The 18494-nt window shown below is 42.2% G+C and carries 19 protein-coding genes and 1 pseudogene; 19 read left to right on the plus strand and 1 reads right to left on the minus strand.

The features are described from left to right. The first annotated feature begins 116 nt into the window (after positions 1-116). The 14 genes and pseudogenes from trmJ (at position 117) to secF (ending at position 12541) form a co-directional block, all read left to right on the plus strand. The gene (gene trmJ / locus Q0212_RS05250) at positions 117-890 is read left to right on the plus strand and encodes a tRNA (cytosine(32)/uridine(32)-2'-O)-methyltransferase TrmJ (protein WP_297923248.1); all 774 of its coding nucleotides are present in this window, start codon (positions 117-119) and stop codon (positions 888-890) included. Between the two features lie 107 nt (positions 891-997). Next, a pseudogene (gene cysE / locus Q0212_RS05255) lies at positions 998-1684 on the plus strand (serine O-acetyltransferase); the annotation flags it as partial. A 265-nt stretch (positions 1685-1949) separates the two neighbouring features. Continuing rightward, the gene (iscR, locus tag Q0212_RS05260; protein WP_297923254.1) at positions 1950-2426 is read left to right on the plus strand and encodes a Fe-S cluster assembly transcriptional regulator IscR; all 477 of its coding nucleotides are present in this window, start codon (positions 1950-1952) and stop codon (positions 2424-2426) included. Between the two features lie 203 nt (positions 2427-2629). Beyond that, positions 2630-3847 carry an IscS subfamily cysteine desulfurase gene (locus Q0212_RS05265; RefSeq protein WP_297923256.1) on the plus strand — a complete coding sequence of 406 codons (1218 nt, stop codon included), beginning with the start codon at positions 2630-2632 and terminating at the stop codon, positions 3845-3847. A gap of 21 nt (positions 3848-3868) precedes the next feature. After that, entirely contained in the window at positions 3869-4255 is a 387-nt protein-coding gene (gene iscU / locus Q0212_RS05270) for a Fe-S cluster assembly scaffold IscU (protein ID WP_297923259.1), read from the plus strand. A gap of 10 nt (positions 4256-4265) precedes the next feature. Beyond that, positions 4266-4589, plus strand: coding sequence for an iron-sulfur cluster assembly protein IscA (gene iscA, locus Q0212_RS05275; RefSeq protein WP_297923261.1), 324 nt, complete (start codon positions 4266-4268; stop codon positions 4587-4589). A 119-nt stretch (positions 4590-4708) separates the two neighbouring features. After that, positions 4709-5239: a Fe-S protein assembly co-chaperone HscB gene (hscB, locus tag Q0212_RS05280; protein ID WP_297923264.1), complete on the plus strand. Its 531-nt coding sequence runs from the start codon at positions 4709-4711 to the stop codon at positions 5237-5239. 117 nt (positions 5240-5356) lie between these two features. Further along, positions 5357-7210, plus strand: a complete 1854-nt coding sequence (gene hscA / locus Q0212_RS05285; protein ID WP_297923266.1) for a Fe-S protein assembly chaperone HscA — start codon at positions 5357-5359, stop codon at positions 7208-7210. Between the two features lie 3 nt (positions 7211-7213). Then, a complete protein-coding gene (gene fdx / locus Q0212_RS05290; protein ID WP_297923269.1) occupies positions 7214-7552 on the plus strand; it encodes an ISC system 2Fe-2S type ferredoxin in 339 nt (112 codons plus the stop codon). Between the two features lie 50 nt (positions 7553-7602). Then, the gene (iscX, locus tag Q0212_RS05295) at positions 7603-7803 is read left to right on the plus strand and encodes a Fe-S cluster assembly protein IscX (RefSeq protein WP_297923270.1); all 201 of its coding nucleotides are present in this window, start codon (positions 7603-7605) and stop codon (positions 7801-7803) included. Between the two features lie 268 nt (positions 7804-8071). Further along, on the plus strand, positions 8072-9184 hold the full coding sequence (gene tgt / locus Q0212_RS05300) for a tRNA guanosine(34) transglycosylase Tgt (protein ID WP_297923273.1): 1113 nt from the start codon (positions 8072-8074) through the stop codon (positions 9182-9184). Positions 9185-9305: 121 nt separating this feature from the next. Continuing rightward, the gene (gene yajC / locus Q0212_RS05305) at positions 9306-9671 is read left to right on the plus strand and encodes a preprotein translocase subunit YajC (protein ID WP_297923275.1); all 366 of its coding nucleotides are present in this window, start codon (positions 9306-9308) and stop codon (positions 9669-9671) included. A gap of 62 nt (positions 9672-9733) precedes the next feature. Continuing rightward, positions 9734-11596 (plus strand): protein translocase subunit SecD, encoded by a 1863-nt coding sequence (secD, locus tag Q0212_RS05310; protein WP_297923279.1) that lies wholly within the window; start codon positions 9734-9736, stop codon positions 11594-11596. 36 nt (positions 11597-11632) lie between these two features. Beyond that, complete coding sequence (secF, locus tag Q0212_RS05315; protein ID WP_297923300.1) at positions 11633-12541, plus strand: protein translocase subunit SecF; 909 nt, start codon at positions 11633-11635, stop codon at positions 12539-12541. Between the two features lie 36 nt (positions 12542-12577). On the opposite strand, the gene Q0212_RS05320 is transcribed toward secF, so the two are convergent. Further along, entirely contained in the window at positions 12578-13600 is a 1023-nt protein-coding gene (locus Q0212_RS05320) for a DMT family transporter (protein WP_297923282.1), read from the minus strand. A gap of 325 nt (positions 13601-13925) precedes the next feature. Here Q0212_RS05320 and Q0212_RS05325 point away from each other — a divergent pair, with 325 nt between their 5' ends. The 5 genes from Q0212_RS05325 to trpD all read left to right on the plus strand — a co-directional run. Continuing rightward, on the plus strand, positions 13926-15056 hold the full coding sequence (locus tag Q0212_RS05325; RefSeq protein ID WP_297923286.1) for a Re/Si-specific NAD(P)(+) transhydrogenase subunit alpha: 1131 nt from the start codon (positions 13926-13928) through the stop codon (positions 15054-15056). An 11-nt stretch (positions 15057-15067) separates the two neighbouring features. Then, the gene (locus tag Q0212_RS05330) at positions 15068-15406 is read left to right on the plus strand and encodes a proton-translocating transhydrogenase family protein (protein WP_297923288.1); all 339 of its coding nucleotides are present in this window, start codon (positions 15068-15070) and stop codon (positions 15404-15406) included. Positions 15407-15418: 12 nt separating this feature from the next. Next, the gene (locus Q0212_RS05335) at positions 15419-16810 is read left to right on the plus strand and encodes an NAD(P)(+) transhydrogenase (Re/Si-specific) subunit beta (protein ID WP_297923291.1); all 1392 of its coding nucleotides are present in this window, start codon (positions 15419-15421) and stop codon (positions 16808-16810) included. A gap of 160 nt (positions 16811-16970) precedes the next feature. Beyond that, the gene (locus Q0212_RS05340; protein WP_297923294.1) at positions 16971-17552 is read left to right on the plus strand and encodes an aminodeoxychorismate/anthranilate synthase component II; all 582 of its coding nucleotides are present in this window, start codon (positions 16971-16973) and stop codon (positions 17550-17552) included. Further along, on the plus strand, positions 17552-18494 hold a 943-nt coding region (trpD, locus tag Q0212_RS05345; RefSeq protein ID WP_297923297.1), incomplete at its 3' end, for an anthranilate phosphoribosyltransferase. The genes Q0212_RS05340 and trpD, both read left to right, overlap by 1 nt.

Below are 18494 nucleotides of genomic sequence, written 5' to 3' on the forward strand. Positions count from 1 at the left end.
GCGTAAGTCCTAAGTAAATAGGATAATAATCCACAATTGAGTTGCAAATTATAGCAGAGACTTGGGACTTAATTTGCTACCATTAGCCATCTTTTTTTCATTATTGATTTGAGAACATGTTTAGTAATATTCGCATTGTCTTAGTAAATACCAGTTTGCCTGCCAATATCGGCTCTGCCGCACGTGCCTTAAAGACCATGGGTTTACGTCAATTAGTCTTAGTTGACCCTAAAGTATTTCCTAGTAGTGAAGCAACGGCATTAGCTTCTGGCGCGTCAGATGTTTTGGCTAATGCCAAAGTGGTTGCCACTTTAGAAGATGCGATTGCCGATTGTCCGTTAGTGATTGGTGCCAGTGCACGTAGCCGTACTATTCCTTGGCCAATGTTAGATGCGCGTGAAGCAGGTGAGTTAAGTCGTATTGAGTCTGAAAAACATCCTGTTGCCTTGGTATTTGGTCGTGAAGATCGTGGTTTGACCAACGAAGAGTTACATCAATGTCATTATCATGTCACGATTCCTAGTGATGCTGAATATGGGGTGTTAAATGTGGCGGCGGCAGTGCAGGTGATTGCTTATGAAGTGCGTATGGCACATTTATTAGCCGAAAAAGGTCAAGCACCTGCTGAGCGAACTATGCCCCTAGCTCATGCTCCTTGGGACGAAGAGTTAGTGCCCGCCAAAGAAATGGAGCAATTTTTTAGCCATTTTGAAGCAGCATTGGTTGAATCGGGCTTTTTAGACCCCAATAATCCCAGACAAATGCCAACCCGTGTGCGTCGAATGTTTAGCCGTTTGCGTTTAGATCGACTAGAGTATAACTTATGGCGAGGTGTTTTTAGTCGTATGCAGGCAATGGCAGCCGAAATTACAAAGCTTAAAAAAGAGTAAAAGTGTATGAGTCATGTTTATAACAATCTGTTTGTTTTATTACCCGCACGATGTTGTTGCTAAAAGTATTTTTGGCAGTCAACAATCATCCTTAAGAGGTTATAAACATGTTTTCATTAGTTAAGCAGTTACACGAAGATGTTCAGTCGGTATTTGCCCGTGATCCTGCGGCACGTAATACCTTAGAAGTGATTATCAATTATCCTGGTATTCATGCTATTGCCTTGCATCGTGTGGCTCATGGCTTATGGCAATCTGAATATAAAGGTACGGCACGAGCCGTCTCCACGTTTAGCCGTTTTTTAACAGGCATCGAAATTCATCCTGCCGCCAAAATTGGCCGTCGTTTTTTTATTGATCATGGTATGGGCGTAGTCATTGGTGAAACCGCGCAAATTGGTGATGATGTGACCTTATATCATGGTGTGACTTTGGGTGGCACAACATGGCAAAAAGGCAAGCGTCATCCCACTTTAGAAGATGGTGTTGTCGTAGGCGCAGGTGCAAAGGTTTTAGGGCCTTTTACGGTGGGTAAAGGTGCAAAAATTGGTTCTAATGCCGTTGTCACCAAAGCTGTTCCAGCAGGCGCAACCGCGGTGGGTAATCCTGCACGTTTAATTTTAAAACAAGTCTTAGAAGTACATCCTGATGAGCAAGCCCGTTTAGACTTTGCCCAAAAAATAGGTTTTCAAGCCTATGCAGCCACGCCCGATTTACCCGATCCTGTGGTTGAAGCGTTACGCGTCTTATTAGACCACATGCAAGCAACCGATAAACGTTTAGACAAAATGTGTGGCGCATTAAAACGCGTCAACAAAGACTTTTGTGATGAACGCCCCAATGAGTTAAAAGCCGAAGATTTAGTGGTGATGCAAGAGAGTGGACAATAACCAACACGGTGTTGTTCGTGGCAAAAATCACTATCTTGAGTTGAGCTAAACTTGACTAAATTACTCGGAATTAGCTATACTTCTCATGAATACAGACTTACGCACCTTATTCGTTTAAGTGTGTTGTTATTTGTTCGGCGTAAGTCTTGCGTATACAGGAGAAATCACGATGCGCTTAACAACCAAAGGCCGTTATGCTGTTACTGCAATGCTCGATTTGGCCATTCATGCTCGTTTAGAGCCAGTCAGTTTGGCTGATATTTCTGAACGCCAATCTATTTCGATTTCTTATTTAGAGCAGTTGTTTGCCAAGTTACGCAAAGGCGGTTTGGTGTCTAGCGTCCGTGGGCCAGGCGGTGGTTATCAATTAGCACGTCATGGTTCAGAAATTTTTGTTGCACAAATTATTGATGCGGTGGATGAGTTAGTCGATGCAACACGTTGTGCAGGTCAAGGCGATTGTCAACAAGGTATGATGTGTTTAACACATGATTTGTGGACTGATCTGAGTGCAAGAATTCATAGTTTTTTATCCAATATTAGTTTGGAAGAGTTAGTACATCGTCGTGGTGTGCAAGCCGTTGCTTTGCGTCAAAGCAAAGTATTACATCCTGAGGGGCATGATCTCGGTCTGTTGCTCATGTAATCCCAGCAATCTTTAACCTAACATGAAGTAGGGTAGGCAATAGGACGGATTTGTCTTGATTTAAGACTTACGTGGTTATCGCTTATTTGCTCGTATTTAACCTGTTTTCAATGGTTTAATGCTGGCAAAATGTGTAAGTCATGAGTTGTCCCTTCGTGTCTATGCTATCATTTTGGGTCTCTAGCTAGGTCAAAAGAGTCTTTATGAAACGTCAAATTTATCTTGATTATTCGGCTACTACCCCCGTTGACCCTCGTGTTGCTGAAAAAATGATGCAATGCCTGACGATGGACGGTAATTTTGGTAATCCTGCCTCACGTTCACATGGTTATGGTTGGCAAGCCGAAGAGGCTGTCGAAACAGCACGTCAACAAGTGGCTGATTTAGTTAATGCTGACCCACGTGAGATTGTTTGGACATCAGGAGCAACTGAATCAAACAATTTAGCCATCAAGGGTGCGGCACACTTTTATCAAGGTAAAGGTAAGCATATTCTTACCTCCAAAATTGAACATAAAGCCGTTTTAGACACTTGTCGTCAATTAGAACGCGAAGGTTTTGAAGTCACTTATTTAGACCCCCAACCTCAAACAGGTTTAATTACGGTTGAGATGGTTGAAGCAGCTTTGCGCCCAGACACCATTGTCGTGTCGTTAATGCACGTTAACAACGAAATCGGCACAATTACCGATATTGCTGCAATTGGTGAGTTGTTACGTAGCAAAGGCATTATTTTCCATGTTGATGCTGCACAGTCAACAGGTAAAGTCGCTATTGACCTAGAGACGATGAAAGTAGATTTGATGAGCTTTAGCGCACATAAAACTTATGGGCCTAAAGGCATTGGTGCTTTGTATGTTCGCCGTAAACCACGTATTCGCTTAGAAGCACAGATTCATGGCGGTGGCCATGAGCGTGGTTTCCGTTCGGGGACTTTAGCCACGCACCAAATTGTCGGTATGGGTGAAGCATTCCGTATCGCCAAAGAAGAAGGCATCGCTGAGCAACAACGTTTAGCGGTGTTGCGTGACAAATTGTGGGCGGGCTTATGTTCTTTAGAGCAAGTGTTCTTAAACGGTGACGATAAGCAGCGTATTGCTGGCAATGTTAACGTCAGCTTCAACTTTGTTGAAGGTGAATCATTAATTATGGCGTTAAAAGATATTGCTGTGTCATCTGGTTCGGCCTGTACTTCTGCCAGCTTAGAGCCATCTTATGTGTTGCGTGCCTTGGGATTAAGTGATGAATTAGCTCATAGCTCAATTCGTTTCACCATTGGTCGTTTCACCACAGAAGAAGACATTGATTTTGTCATTAATCATGCCCAAAACGCCGTGAACAAACTGCGTGACTTATCACCTTTATGGGATATGTACAAAGAAGGCATTGATTTAAGTCAAGTTCAGTGGGCAGCACATTAATTTTTTTCAGAGGATACAGTCATGGCTTATAGTGAAAAAGTGATTGACCATTACGAAAATCCACGCAATGTTGGTAACTTAGATAAAAATGACACTCATGTGGGTACAGGTATGGTCGGTGCACCTGCTTGTGGTGACGTGATGCGTTTGCAAATTCGTGTTAATGATGATGGTGTCATTGAAGATGCACGTTTTAAAACCTATGGCTGTGGTTCTGCCATTGCTTCTAGTTCTTTAGTCACCGAATGGTTAAAAGGTAAAACCTTAGACCAAGCACAGCAAATCAAAAATGCCGAGATTGCTGAAGAATTAGCATTGCCTCCTGTAAAAATCCATTGTTCTGTATTGGCAGAAGATGCGATTAAAGCAGCGATTGAAGATTATCGTAAAAAGCAAACTGGTGAATAAGGAGCAGATTGTGGCTGTTTCATTAACTCCTGCTGCGGCAAATCATGTGTCAGATTTTATTACTAATCGTGGCAAAGGCGAGGGCATTCGTTTAGGTGTTAAGGTATCTGGCTGTTCAGGTCTCGCTTATGTTTTAGAATTCGTAGATAATGCGGATTCTGCCGACCAAGTGTTTGAGTCTCATGGCGTAAAAATCTTTGTTGACCCAAAAAGCTTGGTATATTTAGACGGTATTGAAATGGACTTTGTTAAAGAAGGTCTAAATGAAGGCTTTAAATTTAGCAACCCCAACCAAAAAGGTGAGTGTGGTTGTGGTGAGTCGTTTACCGTTTAACAGTGCTTGTTGTCATTAATGATATGTAGCCCGTGTGTCGTGCAACGAAACACGGGACGGTCTTTTGAGTCCTGTATTTCTACAGGCTACACAAGTCTGTCTAATAAATTGAGGTTGTTGTGGATAAGCAAGATAATTACTTTGCGTGGTTTGATTTGCCTGTTGCCTTTCAAATTAATCAAGACGCATTAGCAAGTCGTTATCGAGAGCTACAACGTCAATATCATCCAGATCGTTTTGCTAATCATCCTGACGAGCAACAAAAAGCAGTGCAGTGGTCTGCACAACTGAATACTGCTTATGACATCCTCAATAGTGATGTGAAACGTGCCAGTTACTTATTAGAGTTATCTGGCCGTCCTATCTCTTTAAATACCAGTATTGCTGATACCGACTTTTTAATGAGCCAATTAGAGTTGCGTGAACAACTTGATGAAGCAGAAGTCGTTGAGCAATTAGTGGGTTTACGTCTCGAAGTTGAAGAGTGGCTACAAAGTTTATCGCGTGAATTTGTCCTAGATTATGCCGATGAAGATTGGGTTGAAGCCCAAGATACTGTCCGCAAAATGCATTTTATGGCTAATTTTTTACTCGATATTCGTCAGCAAGAAGATAAATTTGAAGACGATGACTATTATGATGAGGATTGATTCTCGATTTGTTTTAGGGCTATTGTTGCCCTCGCTCTAACACTCTCCTACAGAGAGGACTCCCTCGCGGAGATGAGGGATAACCTGTCATAACTTCTCAACGATACGTAATATATTATGGCCTTACTTCAAATTGCCGAACCCGGTCAAACCCAAGCCCCACATCAACATCGTTTAGCCGTGGGCATAGATTTAGGTACAACCAATTCTTTAGTGGCCACCGTGCGTTCGGGTAAAGCAGCTACCTTAGCCAATGAACAAGGCCAACATTTATTGCCTTCTGTGGTCAGATATTTACCAACGGGTGAAAAAATAGTTGGCCAAACAGCAAAGGCGAGTGCTGTTGAAGACCCAAACAACACCATTATTTCGGTAAAGCGTTTAATGGGGCGAGGTTTAGCCGATATTAAACAATTGGGTTCAGAGTTACCTTATCAATTTCGTGCTGAACAAACGGGGATGCCTGCCTTTATTACCGCACAAGGTGAAAAAACGCCTGTTGAAGTGTCGGCAGATATTTTGTCAGTGTTAAAACAGCGTGCTGAAACGGCTCTGGATGGTGAGTTAAAAGGGGCGGTTATTACCGTGCCAGCCTATTTTGATGAAGCTCAGCGTCAAGCAACACGTGATGCAGCCACATTAGCTGGTTTAAAAGTATTACGTTTATTAAGTGAGCCAACTGCCGCTGCGGTTGCCTATGGTTTAGATCATGGCGCAGAAGGGGTTCATGCCATTTTTGATTTGGGTGGCGGTACATTTGATATTTCTTTGTTGCGTTTGCATCAAGGCGTTTTTGAGGTATTAGCCACTGGCGGCGATGCGGCTTTAGGCGGTGATGATTTTGATCGAGCAATTGCGTTGTGGATTATGCAACAAGTTGATTTAGCACAACCTAATGCAGCGCAACAACGTGAGTTAATGGCAATTGCTTGCCAAGCGAAAGAGCAGTTAACTACACAATCAACGACAACAATCACATGGCAAACTTGGCAAACAGAGTTAAGTTTGGCGCAGTTTAATGACTTAATTACGCCACTGGTTGAAAAAACCTTACGTGCTTGCAAGCGTGCCTTACGTGATGCCAATTTAAAAGCCAATCAAATTTTAGAAGTGGTGATGGTGGGTGGCTCAACTCGAGTGCCGTTAGTGCGCCAAAAAGTTGCCGAATTTTTTGGTCGTCAACCGCTAACCAATATTGATCCTGATAAAGTTGTGGCCATTGGTGCAGCAATTCAAGCTGATGTGTTGGTGGGTAATAAACCTGACTCTGATATGTTGTTATTGGATGTGATTCCCTTATCGTTGGGTTTAGAAACGATGGGGGGCTTGGTAGAAAAGGTTGTGCCACGGAACACCACGATTCCTGTGACGCGTGTTCAGGAGTTTACGACCTTTAAAGATGGCCAAACCGCGATGAGTATTCATGTGGTGCAAGGTGAGCGCGAATTAGTACAAGATTGCCGTTCATTAGCACGTTTTGAATTACGTGGCATTCCACCAATGGCCGCAGGAGCTGCCCGTATTCGCGTGGTATTTCAAGTTGATGCCGATGGCTTATTAAATGTCAGTGCCATTGAAGTGAGCTCAGGTCAAAAAAGCGAAATTACCGTAAAGCCTTCTTATGGTCTGCATGAGCAAGATATTAGTCGTATGCTCACTGAATCTTATCAAGCGGCTGAGGCAGACAAACAAGCTAGAGCTTTGCATGAAGAAAAAGTCGAAAGTCAGCAATTATTAGAAGCAATTAAAGCGGCGTTGCGTGAAGATGGTAAATTGTTGTGTGAAGGTGAATTAAGCACCTTACACGAAGGCATTAAACATCTCGAAATTGCTTTGGGTTCAACACAGCGTCAAATTATTGAAAAAGCACGTTTAGCCTTAATTCCTCTATCGGATGCTTTTGCAGCACGCCGTATGAATCAACATATTCACGATGCCTTAAGTGGCCATAAATTAAGCGACTGGGAGTAAAATATGCCCAATATTATTTTTTTACCACATCAACAATTATGTCCTGATGGGGCAGTGGTAGAAGCCGAAGTGGGTGAAACTATTTGTGATGCTGCTTTGCGTGCTGGTTTAGAAATTGAACATGCTTGCGAAAAGTCTTGTGCCTGTACAACCTGTCACGTGGTGGTGCGTGAAGGTTTTGATAGCTTAAATGAAATGGATGACTTAGAAGCGGATATGCTGGATAAAGCATGGGGTTTAGAACCAGACTCCCGTTTATCTTGTCAGGCAGTGGTTGCTGATGAGGATTTGGTGGTGGAAATTCCTAAATACACCATTAATCATGCGTCTGAAAAACATTAATTTTTATTCCCTCCCCTAATTTAGGGGGAGGAGTTTAATTGGAGAGTAACATGAGTTTAAAGTGGACAGATTCTCGTGAAATTGCTATCGCGTTGTTCGATGCTCATCCTGATGTTGACCCAAAAACCATTCGTTTTACCGATTTGTATAATTGGGTTATCGCTTTACCAGAATTTGCTGACGATCCAAAACACAGTGGCGAAAAGATTTTAGAAGCCATTCAAATGTGTTGGTTGGAAGAGGCTGATTAAGTTAAATTGATTTAGGACTGACGCTGTTATTGCTGGATTATGCACATTTAATTGTTTTTACGCTCATAAAGTGTGCTAATTTGGTTGAAATAGCGAAGTCCTGATATTAATTTTGGCAAAATTCCTCCGCCCTGAGTTTTTATCCCTCCTAATTAGGCTATAATTTCGCCCCTGTCAAAATTACGTTCAAAAGATGACGTACTCATTAATCCTGTTGAACGATGACACAACGCATTAACTGCGATTCTGGTCTTGGTGTTTTTTAATTATGCAATTTAAACTTTTAGCCACTGATGGTATTGCCCGCCGCGGCGAGCTCACCTTACAACATGGTAAGGTACAAACGCCTGCATTTATGCCTGTTGGTACATACGGTACTGTTAAAGGCATGTTTCCCAGTGACATTGAAAACATTGGTGCAGATATTATTTTAGGCAATACTTTTCATTTGTGGTTAAGACCAACGACAGAAGTCGTCAAACAGTTTGGTGGTTTGCATAAATTTATTAATTGGGACAAACCTATTCTTACCGATTCGGGTGGCTTTCAAGTATTTAGCTTGGGCGCATTGCGTAAAATCAGTGAAGAAGGCGTTAAGTTTCAATCGCCGATTGATGGTTCAAAGGTTTTTTTAACCCCCGAAGTGTCGATGCAAATTCAGCGCGAGTTAAATTCTGACATCGTGATGATTTTTGATGAATGCACACCTTATCCTGCCACCGAAAAAGAAGCGCGTGACTCGATGGAGTTAAGTTTGCGTTGGGCAGCACGTTGTAAAACCGCTCACGAAGGCAATCCCAATGCTTTATTTGGTATTGTTCAAGGTGGGATGTATGAGCATTTGCGTGATGTGTCCTTAGCTGGATTATTAGATATTGGTTTTGATGGTTATGCCATTGGTGGTTTATCGGTGGGTGAGCCTAAAGATGAAATGTTGAAAATTCTCAACCATGTCCCCACTAAATTACCTAATGATAAGCCACGTTATTTAATGGGCGTTGGTAAGCCTGAAGATATTGTTGAAGCGGTAAGACGTGGCGTGGATATGTTTGATTGTGTCATGCCAACCCGTAATGCGCGTAATGGTCATTATTTTGTCACCAATGGTGTGGTAAGAATTCGCAATAGTCAGTACAAAACCGACCAATCCCCGATTGATGAGCATTGTGATTGTTATGCTTGCAAGAACTTTTCACGCGCCTATTTACATCATTTAGACAAATGTGGCGAGATGTTGGGCGCAATGTTAGGCACACTACACAACCTGCGTTATTACCAACGATTAATGGCTGGTTTACGCCAAGCGATTGAGCAAGGTCAACTACAAGCCTTTGTTGCCGACTTTTATGCTCGTCGTGAATTGCCTGTTCCTAGTTTGTAATTTTTAGGCTTACGCATTGCACTGCAATGAGCGTGTTTGTTGAGCATGAAGTCGTTGAAAGCGACTGAAGTGCGAACCAATAAACGCTAACCGCGTAGGCCTTATAAAGAGAGAGAGAAACATGAGTTTTTTTATTGCTGAAGCCTATGCGAGTGCCGCTCCTGCAGCTCAAGAACCTTCTGCGATTGCCAATATTGTCATGTTGGTTGTTTTTATGTTGGTGTTTTACTTTTTATTATGGCGTCCCCAAGCCAAACGCCAAAAAGAGCACCAAACCTTAATGACTGGCTTACAAAAAGGCGATGAAGTCGTCTTTGCTGGCGGCTTATTAGGTAAAATCAAAAGCGTTGATGAAGATTATGCTGTTGTTGAAATTAACGATAATTTAACCGTTAAGATTCAAAAAGCATCGGTATTAGCGACATTACCCACAGGAACTTTAAAAGGGATTGGTACAGGCTCTAGCACCAATTTAAGTAAAGATTAAAAAATATAGACTTGTAAACAATAGGAATAAGTTTGCAAGTCATCATTGATGAAAGAATAATTATGCGTTACCCCCTTTGGAAATATATTTTAATTGTGATTGTGCTCTTGGTTAGCGCAATTTATTCCTTACCTAATTTATATCCTGATGAGCCTGCTATCCAAATTTCGGGGGCTAATGCAGGTGTTAAAGCAGATAAAACAGTATTGAGCCAAGCAGAGACAGCTTTAAAACAAGCAGGTTTAAAGTTTCATGGTTCAGAAGTGCAAGCCAAAGGGGTGTTATTACGTGTTAACACCAGTGATGAGCAATTAAAAGCGCAAGAAATTGTCCGTCGTGCTTTGGGTGATGGTTATGTTGTTGCGCTAAATTTAGCACCAACCACACCAGAATGGTTATTAAGCCTCAACGCTGCCCCAATGAAGTTGGGTTTGGACTTACGGGGGGGTGTACATTTCTTATTAGAAGTTGATATGAGTAAAGTCTTGGAGCAACGCCAAGAAACTTATGCAACGGACATCAAAGCCAAATTCCGTGAAGCAAAAGTTGCTTATCGTACGGTAGCTGATATTACTAATGGTTTAACCATCAAGTTTGCCAAAGAAGAAGATCGTACTGCTGCTAAAGAGTTATTGGCACGCGAATATCGTGAATTTGTCTTAGTGCCAGCAATGCGAGATAACGAACTGTATTTAGATTTAGCGTTTGCGCCAGAAAAATTAAAAGAATTTTCTGATTATGCGATTGAACAAAATTTAACGACTTTGCGTAACCGAGTTAATGAGCTTGGTGTGGCCGAAGCTGTGGTTCAACGTCAAGGGGCTAATCGTATTGTTGTACAGTTACCAGGTGTGCAAGATACAGCCGAAGCCAAACGTGTTTTAGGTCGTACTGCAACCTTAGAGTTTCGTTTTGTTGATTGGGAGCATCAAGGTGCAGTTGATGGCATAGCACCTGCAGGCACAGAAATTTTCCCAATGAATAAAACCAAAGAGCCAGTTTTGTTGCAACGTAAAAAAATTGTCACAGGCGACAGAGTGGTAAATGCTCAATCAGGATTTGATGAATATTCTAATCCACAAGTTAATATCACCTTAGATGGTCGTGGCGGCAAAATGATGGCTGATGCCACTCGCGATAACGTTGGCAAACAAATGGCTGTATTATTTGTTGAGCATAAACAACGAATCAAATTTACCACCGATGCAAATGGTCAAACGGTTGAAATTCGCGAACCTTATGTTGAAAAGAACGTGATTAATCGTGCCACTGTGCAGTCGATGTTGGGTCAACAATTTCGTATTACCGGCTTGGATTCGCCAGAAGAAGGTAAAGAGCTAGCCTTGTTATTAAGAGCAGGTGCATTAGCTGCGCCCATGTATTTTGTTGAGGAGCGCACCATTGGCCCAAGTTTAGGTCAAGACAATATTGATAAAGGTTTGTTATCAACGCAAGTAGGCTTTTTAGCTGTTGCCATTATGATGGTGGTTGTTTATCGCTTATTTGGTCTAGTGGCTAATATCGCTTTATTTATGAATGTGGCGATGATGATTGCCGTCATGTCTGCGATTGGTGCAGCATTAAGTTTACCGGGTATTGCAGGTATCGTATTAACAGTAGGTATGGCAGTTGATGCTAACGTATTGATTTATGAACGTATCCGTGAAGAATTGCGAGCAGGACAATCACCACAAAGTGCCATTATGGCTGGTTATGATCGTGCTTATACCACGATTTTGGATGCAAACTTAACAACATTAATTGTGGCATTTATTTTGTTTGCGGTTGGTACAGGGCCAGTTAAAGGTTTTGCTGTGACCTTATCTATTGGTATTATTTGCTCCATGTTTACCGCGATTACGGTCACTCGAGCTGTTGTACAACTAATTTATGGCAACCGTCGTGTTACCAAGTTGAGTATTTGAGGAGAACGCATCGTGGAAGAAAAAATTATTCGTTTTATGCGTTTTCGCAAACCAATGGCGATTATTTCGTTATTGGTGGTCTTGGCTGGCGTTGTTTCGATTTTTACCAAAGGTTTAAACTTAGGTTTGGATTTTACTGGTGGCACATCTGTCGAATTAGCTTATGCTAAACCTGTTGAACAATTGGCTGTGCAAGAGGCTTTAGAAAAAGCAGGCATTAAAGACACGGTCGTTCAGCATTTAGGCACAGCCACTCATGTATTGATTCGGATGCCACCACAAGAAAAAGCAGGTGGCGAAATTGGCCAACGTGTATTAAAAGCTGCCCAATTTGATACTCAAAACCCTGCAACCTTACGTCAGGTTGATTCTGTGGGTTCACAAGTCGGTTCGGAGTTATACACACAATCTTTGTTAGCTGTGGGCTTATCATTATTTTTGATGATGGTTTATGTGGCTGTTCGTTTCCGTTTTAAGTTTGCCGTTGGTGCAGTCATTTCTTTAACGCATGATACCTTGTTTGTGGTTGGTATTTTTTCGATTATGGGCTGGCCATTTGATTTGACGGTATTGGCTGCGGTATTGGCCTTAATTGGTTACTCCTTAAACGATACCATTGTGGTCTTTGACCGAGTGCGTGAAAACTTTCGCCGTTTACGTCGAGCTGACCCTGTAGAAATTGTCGATATTTCTTTAACAGAAACCTTACGCCGTACGATTATGACTGTTGCAACCGTTGTTGTAGTTGTGGTCGCATTGTTGTTTTTAGGTGGGCCAGCTTTATATTGGTTCTCTTTAGCTTTATTAGTGGGTTTATTTGCAGGTACTTATTCTTCGATTTATATTGCGACGGCCTATGCCTTAGCAATGGGGTTAAATCGTGAAGATTTTGTTATTAGTAAGCCTAAAGAAGAGTTTGTTGAAGAAGGTGATATTCAACCTTAATGTATTGTCTTACACGGGGTAGCCCTTGCGGCTGCCCTATTGTGGTTTATAAGAAATAAAAATCACACCCATCAAAATTAAACCTGCACCTAAAAATTGCCACAAGGTTAATTGTTCATTGAGTAGCCATGCGCCTAAGGCTAAAGTAATCACAGGGCTAATACCGCTAATTAATGCTGCTTGTGATGCACCAATACGTTTGATGCCTTGGGTTAATAAGGTGGCAGGTAAAAAAGTACAAAAGAAGCCTAAAACAGCACTCAATAACCAAACCTCACCCGGTAATTGGGCTAACAAAGCTAAAGGATGACTGACTAAATATTGAATAAAACAACAAACAGTGGCAATCATCAAAGCAAAAGCAGTAAAACGCACTGCGCCAAATTGAGGAATTAAGACACCACTGCCCACTAAATAACCTGCATAGGCTAAAGCTCCTGCAAATACCAAACTACTGCCTAAAACCAGTTCAGGACTAACGCATTGCACTGCAATTAGCGCGTTTTGTGAACATAAAACCGTTGCAAACGGTTGCAATGTGAGTAAATAAGCGATAACCGCGTTAGTCCTAAAAAGTGTGCTTTCTTCGTGTGGATTGCCTAAAAATACAAAAGCCATCCCTGTATAACTAATAATAATCGCCAGCCATGTACTAGGTTGAATTCTTTGGCGCAAAAATAAAGCCGATAAAATCACTGTTAAGGTGGGGTACATAAACAAAATCAGCCGTTCTAAGCTTGCGCTGATGTATTCCATGCCCCAAAAATCAAAAATACTCGCCCCATAATAACCAACGACTCCCGCAATCACTAAACCAATGTAATGTTGGCGATTGGCTTTTATGGGTGTTTTACTGCGATTAAACCATAACATCAACACAAAAAAGGGCAGAGCAAAGGCCATTCTTAATGCTAATAAAATGGTGCTATCAATGTGATATTGATAGGCCATTTTGACAAAAACCGATTTGGTAGAAAACAAAAGGGCAGATAATGCGACACAAGCTGCACCCATCCAGTAGGTTTTAGGCGAAATATGGGCAGAAATTGGCGCAGACATGGCGTAAACAGTCTAAAAAGAATAAGCCGATAAGCTTAAAACAAGATTTTTTGCAAGGCAATGGCCTAAAAAAATAGAAAATGTTGGTATTCATACTAAAAATATTGGTCAACTTAGAGTACAATCGCGCGCCTTTTTATTTTTTTGTGGGGGCTAGTGAGTCACAAGCTCAAATGACTAGCCATACCTTATGACTTACGTTTTGCATCGCCGTTGTGCGTGCTCACCACCACGTAAGTCCTAAACCTGTGGGTTTATTTGATTGTTATGCTCAAAACGAGCGGTCAATAAGCCTAGTTTGTCACACTCAGCTCGAGGGTTGATCATGCAAATCGGAATTCCAGCGGAAATCATCGCTGGCGAAACACGCATTGCAGCTACGCCTGATACCGTCAAAAAATTGGTGGCGGCAGGTCATAAAGTAGTTGTGCAAGCGGGTGCTGGTGTAAAGGCCAGTCTGCCAGATGCCAATTTCAGCGCAGTAGGCGCGTCTATTGTTGATGCTACAACGGCTTATGCCAGTGACATCATTCTTAAGGTACAAGCACCAACCGCAGAAGAAATTGCGTTGATTAAGGACGGGGCAACGATTATTGCCATGTTTGACCCTTATCGTAATGCAAACTTAGCTGCATTTGCAGCCAAAAACTTGCAGTGTTTTGCCTTAGAGTTATTACCACGTACTTTGTCTCGTGCGCAAAATATGGACGTTTTATCCTCCCAGTCTAACTTGGCAGGTTATAAAGCGGTCATTATGGCAGCTGACGAATATCAACGTCCATTCCCAATGTTTATGACCTCTGCGGGTACGGTAAAACCAGCGCGTGTGGTGATTATGGGTGTGGGTGTGGCAGGTTTACAAGCGATTGCAACTGCTAAACGTTTGGGTGCAGTGGTAGAAGCAACAGACTTACGTCCAACCGCTAAAGACCAAGTTGAGTCTTTAGGTGGCAAATGGCTTGATGTGCCAATGTCTGATGAAGAGAAAGAAAACGCTAAAAAAGCCGCTGCAAGTGGTTATGCGTGGATGCCTGGCCCACAATACATTGCTGACCAAGCGGTGATTGTTGACAAAGCCGTTTCTCAAGCAGACATCGTGATTACGACTGCCTTGATTCCAGGCCGTAATGCTCCTCGTTTAATTAAAGCCGAAACTGTGGCCAAAATGAAAGCTGGCTCAGTGATTTTAGATATGGCAGTTGAAACAGGTGGCAACGTCGAAGGTTCTGTGTTGAATCAAATTACCACGACCGACAACGGCGTAAAAATCATTGGTATCCCGAATATTCCTGCGCAATTAGCCGCACAATCTTCGGCTTTATATGCCAACAACGTCTATAACTTCCTCGCGACTTTACTCAACAAAGAAGGTCAAATGGTGGTTAACCTCGAAGACGAAATCCAAAAAGCCTTGTTGATTACTCAAGCAGGCCAGTTAATTTTTGGTAAGAAGTGAGGAGCTAAGTCATGAATGAAGTTGCTCAAGTTGCCGTTCAAGCGGCCGAACACGCAGCCAGCGTCCCTTTTGTTAGTGTCTTCACGATTTTTGTGTTGGCAATTTTTGTCGGTTATTACGTTGTTTGGGGCGTAACCCCAGCCTTGCATACACCATTAATGGCGGTAACTAATGCTTTGTCAGGCATTATTGTTGTCGGTGCGATGTTACAAGCAGTGACCATTGATGGCAGTGACATCACTGCAACCAGTTTATTAGGCGCATTTGCCGTGTTCTTGGCCAGTATCAACATCTTTGGTGGTTTTGCCGTCACCGAACGTATGCTTGATATGTTCAAGAAAAAGAAGTAAGAGGTGACGACGATGCAAGGTTTTGCTCAATACGCGGATTGGTTTTACCTAGTTGGTGCTATCCTCTTTATTTTGACATTACGTGGTTTATCTGGTCCAAAAACAGCGATTATGGGTAACCGTTACGGGATGATGGGTATGGCATTAGCCGTATTAACCACATTCTTTGTTGCGCCAAGTCCTGTGTTAGGTTTAATTATTGGTGCAATGGTTGCGGGTGCTGCTATCGGTATTTATCGTGCGCGTACTGTACCCATGACCCAAATGCCAGAAACTGTAGCAATGATGCACTCTTTAGTGGGTTTAGCTGCGGTAGCGATTGCAATTGCGGCGGTATTACACACAGGCGTAAAACACGATGGGATTCATCGTTTTGAATTGTTTGTCGGTTGTTTTGTTGGTGCGATTACTTTTACGGCTTCGGTGTTTGCTTATGGCAAATTGGCAGCTAAAAAGTGGGCTAAAACTGTTAAAGGTAGCTGGGTTAAGCCAACACAGGCCGCTTTGTTTATTGCGATGTTAGGTTTTGGTACAAACTATTTTGTTAGTGAAGACTTAACTGCTTTCTATTTAATGACCGCTTTTGCATTAGCCTTTGGTTATATCTGGATTGCGCCAATTGGTGGCGGTGATATGCCAGTGGTGGTGTCTTTATTAAACTCTTTCTCTGGTTGGGCAGCGGCTGGTATTGGTTTTACCTTAAATAACTCGATGTTGATTATTGCGGGTTCTTTAGTCGGTTCTTCTGGTGCGATTTTGTCGTATGTGATGTGTAAAGCCATGAACCGTTCATTAATGAACGTATTGTTTGGTGGTTTTGGTGCAACAGCAACTGATACGGCTGATAGTGGCGAAGTTAAGCAAAAGAACTACAAATCTGGTTCTCCAGAAGATGCTGGTTTCTTAATGTCTAATGCTAGCAGCGTTATCATTGTTCCAGGTTATGGTATGGCTCAAGGCCGCGCACAAAATGCGGTTAAAGAGTTATATAACACCTTAAAAGCAGAAGGCGTGAATATCCGTTTTGCGATTCACCCAGTTGCGGGTCGTATGCCAGGTCACATGAACGTATTGTTGGCAGAAGCTGACGTACCTTACGAAGACATCTTAGAAATGGACGAAATTAACTCTGATTTCTCTGGTACAGATGTCGTGTTAATTATCGGTGCTAATGACGTGGTTAACCCTGCGGCTAAAGATGATAAAAGCTCTCCAATTTATGGTATGCCTATTTTGGAAGCTTACAAAGCCCAAACTGTTATGGTGATTAAGCGTTCTATGTCTACAGGTTATGCAGGCTTAGATAACGATTTGTTCTATATGGACAAAACCATGATGGTGTTTGGTGATGCTAAAAAAGTGGTTGAAGACATGACTAAAGCCATTAACGGTACTGGTCACTAATCACCCCTTGACTCTTCACTCTTTCTTTAGGGGAGGGTTAGGGTCAAAGCAAAAACCCCGACTTGTTCGGGGTTTTTTATTTAGAAAAAATACAAAACTTGCTATTAAATTTGCGTTACAATTATACATTAACAATTTTTCAGATCAAACAGGCACAATTATGCTGTTAATGATTGATAATTATGATTCTTTTACCTATAACATCGTTCAATATTTAGGTGAGCTAGGGCAAGACGTGCGTGTGTATCGTAATGATGAAATTAGCCTTGCTCAAATCGAAGAATTACAACCACAGCATATTGTCATTTCACCTGGCCCTTGTTCGCCCAATGAAGCAGGCATTTCCATGGCGGTGATTCAACATTTTGCAGGTAAAATTCCCTTATTAGGGGTGTGTTTAGGTCATCAAAGTATCGGTCAGGTATTTGGTGGTGATGTGATTCGCGCGCGGCAAGTGATGCACGGCAAAACCTCACCTATTTATCATAAAAATATCGGTGTATTTTCCAATTTAAATAATCCTTTAACTGCCACACGTTATCATTCCTTAGTCGTTGACAAAAATACCCTCCCTGATTGTTTAGAAATTACCGCATGGACTCAATTAGACGACGGTTCTATTGATGAGATTATGGGGTTGCGTCATAAAAGTTTGGCGGTAGAAGGTGTTCAATTTCATCCAGAATCTATTTTGACTGAACAAGGTCATGCGTTGTTAAAGAACTTTTTGGATGGTAAATAATGGACATTAAACAAGCCTTAAACTTAGTCGTAAATCGTCAGTCTTTAACCTTATCACAAATGGAAACAGTGATGCGTAGTTTGATGGCAGGTGAATGTAGCGCCGCCCAAATTGCAGGTTTTTTGGTTGCTTTGCGCATGAAAGGCGAATCCTTAGACGAGGTCGAAGGAGCAGTGCGAGTAATGCGTGAATTATGTGTGCCTGTTCAACTGGAATCATTAGCCAATACCGTAGATATTGTGGGTACAGGTGGTGACGGTGCAAATCTGTTTAACGTCTCTACCGCATCTACTTTTGTCATTGCTGCCGCAGGTGCTAAAGTCGCCAAACATGGCAATCGTGCCGTGTCTTCTAAAAGTCGTAGTGCCGATGTTTTAGAAGCGGCAGGCATTAACTTACAACTAACACCCGAACAAACCGCACGTAGTATTAATAGTATTGGTGTGGGTTTTATGTTTGCAGTCAATCACCACACTGCCATGCGCCACGTTATTGCACCTCGTAAAGAATTGGGTTTACGTACTTTGTTTAATGTTTTAGGGCCGCTGACTAACCCAGCAGGGGTAAAACGCCAAGTATTAGGGGTTTATGATAAAGCGTGGTGTCGTCCTTTGGCCGAAGTATTGGGACGCTTGGGTAGTGAACATGTGTTAGTCGTTCATGCCCAAGATGGTTTAGATGAGTTAAGTTTGGCAACCCCTAGTTATGTTGCAGAGCTAAAAGACGGGCAAGTGACAGAATATGTGTTGACTCCCGAAGATGTTGGCTTAAAAACGCAATCATTAGCGGGCTTAAATGTGGATAATGTTGCAGACTCTTTAAGCCGTTTACAAGATGCTTTAGATAAGCGTCAATTAGCCGATGCCCAAAAAGCAGCGGATATGATAGCGTTTAATGCAGGAGCAGCCTTGTATGTCTCTGGTTTGGCTGCAAGTATTAAAC

The organism is uncultured Agitococcus sp. (genome assembly GCF_937920075.1).
In the GTDB taxonomy this organism is placed as follows: Bacteria; Pseudomonadota; Gammaproteobacteria; order Pseudomonadales; family Moraxellaceae; genus Agitococcus.